The organism is Brevibacillus dissolubilis (genome assembly GCF_006170445.1).
In the GTDB taxonomy this organism is placed as follows: domain Bacteria; phylum Bacillota; class Bacilli; order Brevibacillales; family Brevibacillaceae; genus Brevibacillus_B; species Brevibacillus_B dissolubilis.
This window is the reverse complement of record NZ_VCNA01000002.1, coordinates 124,769-140,301: the sequence shown is the minus strand read 5'-3', so window position 1 is coordinate 140,301 and position 15,533 is coordinate 124,769. Positions and strand designations below refer to the sequence as shown.

At 55.3% G+C, this 15,533-nt stretch carries 1 protein-coding gene; it reads left to right on the top strand.

The features are described 5' to 3' along the window. The first annotated feature begins 2 nt into the window (after nt 1–2). Nucleotides 3–15,533 (top strand): non-ribosomal peptide synthetase, encoded by a 15,531-nt coding sequence (locus tag FGI41_RS02900; protein ID WP_176560098.1) that lies wholly within the window; start codon nt 3–5, stop codon nt 15,531–15,533.

The window sequence follows — 15,533 nt, the reverse complement described above, 5'->3', positions numbered from 1 at the left end:
TGGTGGCAAGCAACAAAGTCGCTAATATTTATCCTCTGTCACCGATGCAGGAGGGGATGTTGTTTCATTCCCTCTTGGACAAAGGAACAGAGGCGTATTTTGAACAATTACGGATCAACATCCAAGGGGACGTCGACACCACCGTGCTGGAAGCCAGCCTGAATGCGCTGATCGCACGCTATGACAGCCTACGGACCGTCTTCATCCATGAAAAGGTGCAGAAGCCGCGTCAAATCGTGCTCAAGGAAAGAACGACGCAGATCCAGGTGCACGATATATCCGCACTGGATGAAGCGGCGAAACAGTCGGCACTCGATGAATACATCCGTCTCGACCGGCAAAAAGGGTTTGACTTGTCCAAGGATGTCCTCATCCGCCTGAGTGCGGTGAAGACGTCTGCGGATGCTTGGCTGTTGATCTGGAGCCACCATCACATCATCATGGATGGCTGGTGCATCCCGATCATTCTCAATGATTTTTTCACGATCTACGGGCAGCTGCGTCAGGGCGCACCACTTCGGCCGGAGCCTGTCTATCCGTACAGCACGTATATCGAATGGCTGGAGGAACAGGACAAGGACGAAGCCAAGCGCACCTGGCATGAATACATAAGCGATTGTGAGCCGACCGTGCTTGTCCCGTCAGCAGGGGTGAGCAAGGGGCATCAGCAGGCAGAGCGTGTTTTTGTGATCGATGAGAAAATGACTGGCGGCTTGAGCGAGGTTGCGAAGAAATACCAAGTCACCTTAAACAGTCTCTTCCAAACCATCTGGGGACTCATGCTCCAACGCTACAGCAACACACCTGACGCCGTCTTCGGCTCTGTCGTATCAGGACGTCCTGCTGAGGTGAACAACGTAGAGAAAATCGTGGGTCTCTTCATCAATACCGTACCGGTACGTGTCCAATCGAGTCCGGAACAGAGATTCACCGATATCCTGCAGCAAGTTCAGCAAGCATCGCTGTCCCTCGAAAGCTATCATTATCTTTCCTTGGCAGATATTCAGGCGAAAAACCAGAACCTGATCGACCATATCCTGCTGTTTCAGAACTTTCCGATGGGCCCTGAGTTCTTAGGCCGTCTGAATGACTTGGAGCTGGGCTATCAGATTGAAGGTCTTGATTCTTTTGAACAGACCAACTATGACCTGAACGTGATGATTATCCCAAGTCAGGTTCTTACGATCAAATATATCTACAACGCTACTACCGTAAGTGAAGCGTTTTTGACCAGCATCAGCGAGCATCTCACCGCCATGATGGAACAGATCATCGCAACGCCAGAGATGCCTGTCCGTGACCTGCAGATCGTGACAGAAGCGGAGAGTCGCACGCTGCTTGACACTTTTAACGATACTCACCGGGATTATCCGACCGATCAACAGGTGCATGAAAAGTTCGCCCAGTATGCAGGCGAGACACCTGACGAGATCGCGCTGGTGATGCAAGATACGACACTGACCTATCGGGAAGTCAATGAAAAAGCCAACCAGCTGGCCCGCCACCTGCGTGAACGCGGAGTAGGCCCAGAGAGCATCGTCGCCATGCTGACAGACCGCTCGCCTGAGATGATCATCGCGATCTTAGCTATTTTCAAAGCAGGCGGAGCCTACTTGCCGATCGATCCGACATTCCCACGGGACCGTGTGGAATATATCCTGCACGACAGTGGCGCCAAGTTGTTGCTTACCCAGAACCGCTACCTCGGTCACGCAGAGTTCGGCGATCAGGTCATCGATCTGGAGGCGGCTGAACTGTATCAGGGCGATGCCTTAGACCTGCCGACCGTGCAGCAGCGTGACAACCTCGCTTATGTGATCTATACATCCGGTTCCACAGGCAAGCCAAAAGGGGTCATGATCGAGCACGCCAGCCTGACGAATGTTCTCTATGCGTTGCAGGAGCTGTATCCGTTTGCCCCGGATGATGCGTATCTGCTGAAGACGACCTACACGTTTGACGTATCGGTTGCAGAGATTTTTGGCTGGATCATGGGACATGGACGACTGGTGATTCTTGCACCGGGCGCAGAAAAAGACCCGCGCCAGATGTGGGACACGATCGCATCAAAGCAAGTGACCCACACTAACTTCGTTCCGTCTATGCTGATTCCGTTTATCGACTATGTACAAGTACAGCCGCAGGCCAACCGCTTGAAGTACATCTTCGCAGCGGGCGAAGCGATGCCGGCTGAACTGGTAGATAAAGTGTATGAAGCGTTGCCAGATGTAAAACTGGAAAACATCTACGGTCCGACCGAATCTACCATCTATGCCACCTACTATTCGTTGCCAAGAACAGGCCAGACCAACCCAGTGCCTATCGGGAAGCCGCTGCCAAACATCCAGATGCACATCATCAGCTTCCACGACCAATTGCAGCCTGTGGGTGTGCCGGGTGAATTATGTATCGCGGGAGCGGGCTTGGCGAGAGGCTATCTCAAGAATGAAGCCCTCACCGATGAAAAATTCGTGCCGCATCCGTTCAACCCGGGCGAAAAGCTGTATAAAACAGGTGACCTGGCGCGCTACACCGCTGATGGCACGATCGAGTACCTCGGACGGATCGACCATCAGGTAAAAATCCGTGGCTACCGGATCGAACTCGATGAGATCAGAACCAAGCTGATCCAAGCAGACTCGATCCGTGACGCGATTGTCGTCGCCCGCAACGATCACCAGCAGCAGGCCTACCTGTGTGCGTACCTGATCTCCGACCGGGATTGGACCGTAGGCGCTCTGCGTGAATATCTGCGCAATGAACTGCCTGAATATATGATCCCAGCCTATTTTGTACGGATGGAGCAATTCCCGCTGACCTCCAGTGGAAAGATCGACCGTAAAGCACTCCCAGAGCCGGACGGAAGCGTACAGACCGGTGTCGGCTACACGGCCCCGCGAAATCCGGTAGAGGAGCTGGTCGCATCAATCTGGTCCCAGATTTTGTCCGTGGAGCGGGTTGGGATTCACGATAACTTTTTTGAGCTGGGTGGTCACTCCCTGTTTGCCACACAGATGCTGTCGCGGATTGTGAAGAGTTTCCAGATTGACTTGCCGTTGCGGGATATTTTTACCTGCCCGACGGTGGCTGAGCTGGCTGAGCGGATTCAATACGTGCGCAGCGGTGGAGCAGGACGGGTGGAAGCGACACCGATTCAGCCAATTGAGCGCGGTGCTCATGAGGGTTTGCCATTGTCCTACGCACAGCAGCGCCTCTGGTTCTTCGACCGACTGCTGCCAAACAGTGCGATGTACAACATCCCGGTTGGTTTTCGCCTGAGAGGGGCGCTTTCGGCCAAGCTGATCGAACAAAGCTTGAATGAGATCGTCAGACGTCATGAATCTCTGCGAACCACCTTCAGCGAGCAGGATGGACACGCTGTTCAGTTCATCCATGATCATCTGCCGCAGACCTTGCCATTCGATGATGTGCGCGGCTTGAGCCCAGCAGAGCGGGACGAGCATGTGAAACAGCTGGCTTTGGCAGATGCAGCCAAGCCGTTTGATATCAGTGAAGGCCCATTGATGCGCGCCCATCTGATCCAGCTGGAGGATGAAGAGTTCATCCTGCTTCTGAACATGCACCATATCATCTCGGACGGTTGGTCGATGGATATCCTCGTCGACGAGCTGGGTGCCCTGTACGATTCCTATGCCAAAGGCCAAGAGCCAGCATTATCTGAGCTGCCGATCCAATACGCGGACTTCGCAGCTTGGCAGCGCGGTACCCTTCAGAATGAAGTCGTCGAGAATCAACTGGGTTACTGGAAGAAGCAGTTGGGTGGCGCTGAGCCAATCCTGCCTCTGCCGACAGACCGTCCACGACCGCCGGTTCAGAGCTATCAGGGCTCGCAAGTCCGCTTTACCGTGCCTCGTGAGGTAGCTCTCAAGCTGCATGCCCTGAGCCGTCAAGAGGGCGTAACCCTGTACATGACGCTTTTAGCAGCATTTAAAAGCTTGTTGTACCGCTATACATCCACAGAGGACATCATCGTCGGTACTCCTGTTGCGGGACGGAATCGCCAAGATATCGAAGGGCTGATCGGTTTCTTCGTCAACACGCTGGCCTTGCGCACACAGATGTCTGGTGAGTCTACCTTCCTCGATGTCATGTCCCGCGTGCGTGAGACGGCTTTCGATGCGTTTTCTAATCAGGATGTGCCGTTCGAAAAATTGGTCGATGAGCTGCAGCTGGAACGCAGCCTGAGCTACTCGCCGCTGTTCCAAGTGATGTTCTCCGTACAAAACGCTTCTACTGGTGTACGTGAGCAAGACACCATCTCGATTCAACCTCTGGAATTCACCGCGAACCAGACCTCCAAGTTCGATCTGTCCCTGACCATGATCGAAGGCGAGGATGGCATGCAGGGTGTGCTGGAGTACAGTACCGATCTGTTTGACACCACGACGGTTGAGCGGATGGCAGGACACATGTCCACCTTACTTACCTCAATCGTGCAGCAGCCGAAGCAAAAAATCGGTCTTTTGCCGATCATGCAGGAGTCGGAGAAAGCCCATCTGCTCCAGACCCTAAACCATACCGATGTGGCAACCGCCGCTGGGGCAACAGACGCGAGTGTAAATACGGTTCTCGAGCTGTTCCAGAAAGTGGTCGCCCAGCATCCGAACCAGCCAGCCGTGCTCGAGGGAAGCGGTTCGATCACCTATGACATGCTTGATCGCCGTGCCAATCAGCTGGCCCATTACCTGCAAAAACAGGGGATCGGCTCTGAGTCACTGGTGGGGATCTGCGTCGAGCGTTCGGTCGAGATGTTCGTCGGACTGCTTGGGATCATCAAAGCAGGCGGCGCCTATGTCCCGATGGACCCGGCGTATCCGCAAGACCGTCTCGCTTACATGATGCAGGATGCACAGATGCAGATCGTCCTTACCCAAGAGCGTCTGCTGGACAAGCTTCCCGAGGGCGCAGCCAAGCTGATCTGTCTGGATCGTGATTATTCCATCATCGCAGAGGAGAGCGAACAGGCGCCTGAGACGAAGCTGACACCAGAGAGCCTCGCCTATGTGATCTACACCTCAGGCTCAACCGGATTGCCAAAAGGGGTAGAAATCGAACACGGTTCTCTGCTTCATCTCGTCCGTTGGCACCAACGTGCATATGACGTGACGCCAGCCGATCATGCGACACAGATGGCCGGGACTGCTTTTGACGCATCGGTCTGGGAAATCTGGCCGTACCTGACCAAAGGGGCCGCCATCCATCTGCCGCCAGAGGAAATCCGTCTGTCACCAGAACAGCTGCGCGACTGGATGGTCGAGAAGAACGTGACGATCAGCTTCCTGCCGACAGCGCTGGCAGAAAACATGCTGACACTCGATTGGCCGACTGACACCGCACTGCGTTACCTGCTCACCGGCGGGGACAAGCTGCATCAATACCCGGCGCCACATCTGCCATTTACCCTGATCAACCATTATGGCCCAACGGAAAATACGGTCGTCGCAACAGCTGGAATCGTTCCTGTACAGGCAGGTCAGACGGCAGCGCCTACGATTGGCAGACCGATTGATCATGTACAGGTGTATGTCCTCGATGATTATAGGCAGCCTGTCCCAATCGGAGTGGTCGGAGAGCTGTATATCGGGGGTGGCAGCGTGGCCCGCGGTTATCTGAACCGTCCCGACCTGACAGCAGAGCGGTTCGTCGCAGATCCGTTCGCTGGCAAATCAGGTGCAAGCCTCTATCGGACAGGCGACCTGGTGCGCTACCTCGCAGACGGCACGATCGAGTTCATCGGCCGTGCTGACAATCAGGTGAGCATCCGTGGCTTCCGCGTGGAGTTGGGTGAGATTGAGACCGCCCTGTACGCACAGGCAGGCATCCGTGAGACCGTCGTGACCGTCCGCGAAGATATGCCGGGCAACAAGCGTCTGATTGCCTATATCGTCTTGGATGCCGGGCAGGAGATCGAAGGAAGCAGCCTGCGTCTCGCACTCAAAGAAACCTTGCCGGATTACATGGTTCCGTCCGCCTTCGTCATCATGGACAGCCTGCCGTTGACTCCGAATGGCAAAGTAGATCGCAAGGCTTTGCCAGTACCGGATTACTCAACTCCCGGCTTGGACGGAGCGTTCATCGAGCCTACGACCCTGATCGAGAAGCAGATGGCCGAGATCTGGAAGCAGGTATTGGGCGTCGAGCAGATTGGCGTACACGATAACTTTTTTGAACTGGGTGGGGATTCCATCCTGTGTATCCAGATCGTCTCCAAGGCGAAACAATCCGGCCTGCTGATCACTCCGAAGCATGTGTTTGATCACCAGACTATCGCCGAGCTTGCTGTTACCGTACAGACTGTGGAAGAAAAACCACAGGTACTGGCCGAACAGAGCGTCGTGACGGGTGAGGTACCATTTACACCGATTCAAAAGTGGTTCGTAGATCAGGAGCATGCCAATATCCATCACTGGAATCAATCCGTGATGCTTGCCATCCACAACCCGCTTGATCCGGCGAAGCTGGAGAAGGCGTTGGCAGCCCTTTTGCAACACCATGATGCACTGCGTCTGCGTATCCAGCAAGTCAATGGGGTGTGGGAGCAGGTAAATGCCGGGCTTACCGATACAGTTCCGTTACAGGTGGAAAATCTGGCAGATCTCGCGGTCACGGAGCAAGAGAGCCGCATGAGAGAGATCGCAGATGAGGCACAGGCAAGTCTGAATCTGACCGATGGCCCGCTGGTACGAGCCGTATACTTCCAGTCCGGTACAGGACATGATGACCGTCTGTTTATCGCGATTCATCACATGGCAGTAGATGGTGTGTCCTGGCGCATTATTATGGAAGATTTGCAACTGGCCTATCAGCAGGTGAGCAACGGACAAGAGGTACGACTCCCGGCGAAAACCACATCGTTCAAGCAGTGGTCGGAGCAGCTGACCGCGTATGCACAGACGGTTGATCTGCCAGATTACTGGAACAAGCTGGATGCAACCAATTTGCCGACCCTGACCGCCGATCATGCAGAGGGTTTCAATACAGAAGCAGATACCGTGCAGATCACTCTCGCACTCGATGCAGAAGAGACGCAGGCACTGCTGCAGGAGATCCCATCCAAGTACCGCACACAGATGAATGACGTGCTGCTCAGCGCATTAACCAAAGTCATCTGCGGCTGGACCAATCAGAACCGACTCTATCTCACGATGGAAGGGCATGGCCGCGAAGGGATCATCGAAGGTGCAGACCTCTCCCGGACCGTTGGCTGGTTTACCAGCATGTATCCAGTTCTTTTGCGGATGGAGCCAGCGAAGACATGGGGCGATACGCTGAAGTCCGTGAAGGAACAGCTTCGCCAGATTCCGGACAAAGGGATCACCTACGGCATCAGCCGTTATCTGCGGGATCAAACGCAGGAAGCTGAAAGCGCAGATGCAGATCACCAGTCCCTGCCGCAACCGCCGATCAGCTTCAACTATCTGGGGCAATTCGGCCAAGCACGCACAGACGAAGCCGCTCTTTACCAGCTGATCCCGAACTGGTCTGATCGCAATGTGTACGGCGCAGAGCAACGGGCCCATCTGATCGATGTCAACAGCTCAATCATGGGCGATCAACTGCAAGTGACATGGATGTACAGCCGCGCAACATTCCAGAGCGACACACTGGAGAAGCTGGCACACGAATATATGCAAGCCCTGCGTGAGATCATCGCGCATTGCCGCACAGAAGAGGCTGGCGGCTACACAGCGTCTGACTTCCCACTTGCCCGATTGAATCAGCGAAGCATCGACCGTTATCTGGGCCAAGACCGCCAGATCGAGAATGTCTATCCGCTGACACCGCTGCAGGAAGGGATGCTGTTCCACTCGCTGTACGCCCAAGACGGTGGCGATTATGTCGTCCAGCTGGCGATGAAGTGCAGCACCAAGCTTGATGTCGAGGCTTTTGAACAGGCATGGCAAAAGGTAGTCGAGCGCCACGCGATCCTGCGTACCTCCTTTATCTGGGAAGGCTTGGAACAGCCACATCAGATCGTTCGCAAAAACGTTAGTGCCGTGATCGAGCATCACGACTGGCGTGGGGTACCGGAAGCAGAGCGGGAAGAGAAGCTGCAAGCTTACTTGGCGGATGACCGCAAGCGTAGCTTTGACATCACCACAGCACCACTGATGCGTTGGGCGCTGATCCGTTTTGGTGACGACGAGTATCGGTTCGTCTGGAGCTTCCACCACGTGCTGCTGGATGGCTGGAGCACACCGTTAGTGCTTGGTGATTGGCAGACCTATTATCGTGCCATTGTCGAAGGCAGAGAAGCAGGGCTTGGGGCGGTTCCACCGTTTGCCCACTATATCGCATGGCTGCAAGGCCGCGACCAGCAGGAAGCCCAAGAGTACTGGCACTCCCAGCTGCGTGGCTTCACCACTCCGACACCGCTTGGCATGGGTAGGGCTGGAAGCACCTCGCTGCAAGAAAAGGTCTACGCGGAGCAATCCATCTATGTACCAGCAGATGTGACCAACCGACTGCAGTCATTTGCTCGCACCTATCATGTGACGTTCAATACGCTTGTACAGGGTGCATGGGCATTGATCCTCAGCCGCTACAGCGGGGAGCAGGATATTTTGTTCGGGGCGACAGGCTCAGGCCGTCCGACCGATCTGGCCGGCGTTCAAGACATGATTGGTCTGTTCATCAACACACTGCCATTGCGTGTCTGGCTCGATCCAGAAGATACCGTGCTCAACTGGCTGACCACTCTCCAAAACAATCAGCTGGAGATGCGCCAGTATGAATTCACCTCCTTAGTGGATGTACAGGGCTGGAGCGATATGCCACGCGGGACGTCCCTCTTTGACAGCATTCTCGTCTTCGAAAACTATCTGGTCGGTCCGATCGGCGAACAGCAGGAGCTGGATCTCGATCTCACCGATGTACAGGCGGTCGAGCAGACCAACTATCCGCTGACACTGGTAGCAAGCCCAGGGGCAGAGACGCTGCTGAAACTGATCTATGACACCAACCGTTTTGACCCGTCTGCGGTAGAGAAGGTTCTCACCCATCTGTCCATCGCCCTCGAAGAGATGGTCAGAGAGCCGCAGCAGAAGCTCTCTTCGCTGACACTCGTAAGCGAGGAGGAGCAGCACAAGCTGCTCGTCGAGTGGAATCACACCGCACAGGAGTATTCCCGCGACCTGATGATGCATCAACTGGTGGAGCGTCAGGCCGAGCGTACGCCTGATGAGATCGCCTTGATCGTCGGGGAAGAACGCCTGACCTACAACCAGCTGAACCAGCGGGCCAACCAACTGGCACATTATCTGCGTAAGCAAGGCATCGGGCCGGAAGTACTGGTCGGTGTCTGCACCGAACGAACAGTAGAGATGATCGTCGGACTGCTCGCCATCATCAAAGCAGGCGGAGCCTACGTACCGATTGACCCGGCTTATCCACAGGATCGGATCGCCTACATGCTGGCAGATGCCAAAGCCCCTGTCTTACTCACACAGGAAAGTCTGGTGGCAGGTCTGCCACAGCATCAGGCACAGATCATCCGTCTTGACACCGACTGGGAGCAGATCGCCCTGCAGCCGACAGATAATCTGGAGAATCAGACGAAGATCAACAATCTGGCGTATGTCATCTACACCTCAGGCTCCACTGGCAATCCAAAAGGGGTCGCCATCGAGCACCGCAGTGTGATCGCCTTCCTCGCATGGGCCGAACAGACCTTCTCAGCCGAGGAGATGCAAGGGGTGCTGGCAGTCACTTCAATCTGTTTTGACCTGTCCGTCTTCGAGATCTTCTCCACGTTGAGCAGAGGCGGCAAATTGATTCTTGCAGACAATGCGCTGCACCTCGCCAGCCTGCCTGCCGCTGATGAAGTGACCTTGATCAACACCGTACCATCTGCCGCGCGTGAGCTATTGCGAATCGACGCGATCCCGACAACGGTGCGGGTCGTCAACCTCGCAGGGGAACCACTGTCCAACACGTTGTCCCAACAGCTGTACGAGCGTGACCATATCGAAAAAGTATACAACCTCTACGGCCCGTCCGAAGATACCACCTACTCCACCTATTCCTTGGTGCAAAAGGGTGCGGATACTGAACCGACAATCGGACGCCCGCTCAGCAATACCCAAGTCTATATCTTAGACGCCCACATGCAGCCGGTACCAGCCGGATTGCCGGGTGAGCTCTATATCGCAGGGGACGGTCTCGCACGTGGCTATCTGCACCGCCCAGACCTGACCGCAGAGCGCTTCCTGCCAAATCCGTTCTCCACCGATCCACAGGCACGGATGTACAAGACAGGTGACCTCGTTCGCTATCTGCCGGACACCCAGATCGAGTACCTCGGACGGATCGACCATCAGGTAAAAGTCCGTGGCTACCGCATCGAGCTGGGTGAGCTGGAAGCGGTACTTCGCCAGCATCCAGTCGTACAGGAAGCCGTCGTCATGGCACGCGAGAACCCGACTGGCGACAAGCGTCTGGTCGCCTACCTGACCGCCTCAGAGGATCAAACAGCTGAAGAAATCAAGGAATTGAATCGCTGGCTCAAAGCCAAGCTGCCTGAGTTCATGGTACCGTCGCTGTTGGTCTGGCTCGAAGCGATGCCACTGACCCCGAACGGCAAAATCGACCGCAAGCTGTTGCCTGAGCCAGACTGGAGCGCGGTCACGACAGAGCGGGGATATGTCGCTCCACGCAATCCGATGGAAGAGATGATCGCCACGATCTGGTCGGACATCCTGCTCGTACCACAAGTCGGAATCCACGACAACTTCTTTGAACTCGGAGGCCATTCACTGCTCGCGACCCAAGTCGTCTCCCGCCTGCGTGAAGCATTCGGTGTGAATGTGCAGCTGCGGACTCTGTTCGAGCAGGCAACTGTAGCCGAACTGAGCCGTAGAGTAGCTTCACTCATCCAAGGTGATGAGGAGACAGCACTCACACCGATTCCAGCTGTATCCCGTGAGCAACAGCTGCCGCTCTCTTTTGCCCAGCAGCGTCTCTGGTTCTTCGACCGCTTCATGCCGGAACATGCGCTGTACAACATTCCGGGAGCGCTTCGCCTCAGTGGTAATGTCAACATCGAGGCATGGAGAAGAAGTCTGGAAGCTATCATCGCCCGTCACGAAAGTCTGCGGACTACGTTTACCGATCATGACGGACATGCCGTACAGGTGATTCACCCTGATACCGATTGGACACTGGAGCTGGTTGATCTGCGAGACCTGGCGAGTGAAGAGCAGGAGGCAGAGGTACAACGCCTGATGGCTGAAGATGCCCGCCGTCCATTTGATCTCGGCCATGGCCCACTGCTTCGCACCAGCCTGATCCGTATCGGCGAAGAAGAATACATCTTCCTGTTCAACATGCACCACATCATCTCAGACGGCTGGTCAATAGGGGTATTCCTCCGGGAGCTGACCGCCCTCTACGAAGCGTTCTGCCAAGGGGAAGAAGCTACACTGACCGCTCTGCCAATCCAATATGCGGACTTCGCGGCATGGCAGCGCGAATGGCTGAGCGGGGAGACACTGGAGCAGCAGCTTGCTTACTGGAAGCAAAAATTAAGCGGAAGTGAACCTGTCCTGCAATTGCCGACAGACCGTCCGCGTCCTGCCGCCCAGAGCTACGAGGGTGCCCAATATACGGTGCTCCTGCCAAAAGACCTCCTGCACCGTCTCCAGACCCTAAGCCGCAACGAAAACGCTACCCTGTTCATGACCTTGCTCGCCGCCTATCAGACCCTGCTGTACCGCTACTCCGGTCAGCCTGACATCTTGGTGGGCAGTCCGGTCGCCGGCCGCAACCGTCAGGAGACAGAAGGCCTGATCGGATTCTTCGTCAACACGCTGGTGCTCCGTACCGACCTGTCCGGTGAACCGACGTTCCGTGAGCTGTTGGCGCGTGTACGCGAGACCTCGCTGGAAGCCTATGCCCATCAAGACCTGCCGTTTGAGAAGCTGGTCGATGAGCTTCAATTGGAAAGAAGCCTGAGCTACTCACCGCTGTTCCAAGTGATGTTTGTCCTGCAGAACTTCGATGCGGCCTTACCGGAAACAGCAGGTGTGAGCCTCACTCCGTTTGATAACAGTGAACATTTGGTTACGTCCAAATTTGACCTGACGCTGACGATGTATGAGGAAGAAGACGGCTTAAGAGCGATGTTTGAATACAATACCGCCTTGTTTGACGCAGAGACGATCACACGGATGACCACGCATTTTGACAGACTGCTTAACGAAATCGCGGTGAATCCAGAGAGAAGCATTGATCGCTTGCCACTACTGTCAACCACAGAGAACGAGACCCTGTTGACCGAGTGGAGTCAGACAAGCACAAACGAACTGCGTGAGAAAACCGTAGACCAACTTTTCCACGAAGCAGCAACGAACTGGCATGACCGTCCGGCAATCGCCGCAGGTGATGAGACGATCAGCTATGCAGAGTTGGAGCGTCGGGCCAATCAGGTGGCGAACTATCTGTGCAAGATGGGCGTCGGAACGGGCTCGTTGGTCGGGATTTCCGCAGAGCGTTCGGTTGAGATGATCGCAGGTCTGCTCGGTATCCTCAAAGCAGGCGGCGCATACGTCCCGCTTGATCCAGCTTATCCACAGGAGCGTCTGGCTTACATGATGGAGGATGCACAGGTATCCATTCTTCTGACCCAAGCCGACTTGATCGGGAAGCTGCCGGTTGGGGAGCGCACCGTGATCTGCCTGGACCGTGATTGGAACGCCATCGCGCAAGAGTCCACAGAAGCCCCGTCCATCGAGGGCGCGACTTCAGACCGACTCGCCTATGTCATCTACACCTCCGGATCTACCGGGACACCAAAAGGGGTACTTACCCCGCATCGTGGGATCGTCCGACTGGTTACGAATACCAATTTCGTCACGATCAGCGAAAAAGACGTGTTCCTCCAAGCGTCAACCGTTTCATTCGACGCAGCGACCTTCGAAATCTGGGGAGCGCTCTTGAACGGAGCCAAGCTGGTGCTGATGCCACCGCATCTGCCATCGCTTGAAGAGATCGGAGAAGCGGTTCAGAAGCATCAAGTCACGACCATGTGGCTGACCGCCGGATTGTTCACCCTGCTGGTCGACACCCAAGTCGAGTACCTGCGCGGTGTCCGTCAACTGCTGGTCGGCGGTGATGTCGTCTCCGTACCACACGTACGCAAAGCGCTCACCATCGACGGCTTGCAGATCATCAACGGCTACGGCCCGACGGAAACGACCACATTTGCCTGCTGCTATCCGGTCACCGAATTACCGGAGCAGATGGCATCCTTGCCGATTGGCCGTCCGATCCAGAACACGTCTGTCTACATCCTCGACAAGCACATGCAGCCTGTCCCAACAGGTGTACCAGGCGAGCTATACATCGGGGGAGCGGGTCTGGCGCTAGGCTATCTGAACAATCCAGACATGACCGCCGAACGCTTCGTCGCCGATCCGTTCAGCGACAACCCGCAAGCACGCCTTTACAAAACAGGTGACTTGGTACGTTACCTGCCAGACGGCACGATCGAATTCATCGGACGGATTGACCAACAAGTCAAAATCCGTGGCTTCCGTATCGAGCTGGGCGAGATCGAGACCCTGCTCGTCAAGCATCCAGCGGTACAAGATGCCGTGGTCATCGTACGCCAAGACGATGGGGCCAAAAAGCAACTGGTCGCGTACGTAGTGGCCGAGAGCGAAGCAGAAGTACGCACCCAAGAGCTGCGACTCTACTTCAAGGAACATCTGCCTGACTACATGATCCCATCTGCCTTTGTCCTCATGGATACACTGCCGCTGACACCGAATGGCAAGGTGGATCGCAAAGCATTGCCAGCACCTGTCATCGAACGTGTGGAATCCGATCCAGACCACGCAGAGCCACTCAGCCAAATCGAGCAAAAGCTGACCGAGATCTGGTGCGCGGTGCTTCGTATGGACCGCATCGGCATTCATGATAACTTCTTTGAACTGGGTGGAGACTCCATCATCAGTATCCAAATCGTCGCACGCGCCAACCAGTCCGGATTGCGCCTGACACCTAAACATATGTTTGATCACCAAACCATCGCAGAATTGGCCAAAGTCGTCGGTCAAAGCATGGCCAGCAAAGGGGAACAGGGCTTGGTGAGCGGGGAAGTGGCTTTCTTGCCGATCCAGTCTTGGTTCTTCGAGCAGGAGCTGCCTACACCGCATCACTGGAACCAATCCATGCTGGTGAGCGTCAACCGTCAGCTGAACACCTCTTTGCTTGAAAAAGCGATCGCTCAGCTGACCGCCCAACATGACACGCTACGACTGCGCTTTACCCAGACAGATGGAGAGTGGAAGCAGGTACACGCAGAATGGTCTGAGCAGGTTCCACTGCGTACCGTTGATCTGACGCAGCTTGCACTTGCCGAACAGACTGCAGAGATCGAGAGAATCGCCGAGGAGACACAGGCTAGCCTGAATCTGGCGGATGGGCCGATTTTCCGGATCGTCCACTTCGATCTTGGGCCAGAGCAAAAAGGACGCCTGCTCATCGTCATCCATCACTTGGTTGTAGACGGGGTATCATGGCGGATCATCCTCGAAGACCTGCAAGCTGCTTATGAACAAGCGGAGTCGACAGGCAAGGTCCAGCTCGCACCGAAGACCACGTCCTACAAACAATGGGCAGAAGAATGCCGGGCCTATGTGCAATCCGAGCGGGTACTACCTGAGCAAGCGTACTGGCTTGCGGCATGCGAAGATCTCGCAACCTATCAAGCACCTGTGTACGATCACTCACTCAACCTCGAAGGCCATAGTGACACATGGAAGGTGGAGCTGGACGCCGAAGAGACCAATGAGCTTCTGCAGACGATCCCGACCCGCTACCGTACACAGATCAATGATGTCTTATTGACAGCACTCTCCTTGGCTCATGCGGAATGGAGCGGCCAGCCAAGCGTCCTCGTTCACCTCGAAGGACACGGACGCGAGGAATTATCGGAGAGTACCGATCTCTCACGCACAGTAGGCTGGTTTACCTCCATGTATCCTGTCCTGCTTGACCATAAGGGGGAAGCATCCCCGGTTGACGCATTGCGGGTGATCAAAGAACAGCTGCAATCCATCCCGAATAAAGGGATTGGCTATGGTCTCCTGCGCTATCTGAGTCCAGATGCAGAAGTCACAGCCCGATTGAAGTCCATCCCGCATGCACCGATCAGCTTCAACTATCTGGGCCAATTCAACCAGATGGATGATGAGAAGGCGCTCTTCGGATTCGCCTCCGAGTCCAGAGGTGCCAATATCAGCCCAGATGCCAAGCGACCACACCTCATCGACGTGGTAAGCGCGGTGGAAGAAGGCAAGCTGATCGTCTCGTGGATCTACAATACACAGCTACTCGACAGCAGCAGGATCGAAAAGCTGGCTGCCGGCTACATGGAGGCACTGCGTTCCATCATTCGTTTTGATGCGCAGAAACAGACCTTCAGCGCGGCTGATTTCGAAGACTCTGACTTGAGTCAAGCTTCGCTGAACAAGGTTCTCTCCAAATTAAAGAAAAGAAAGGGGAAGTAG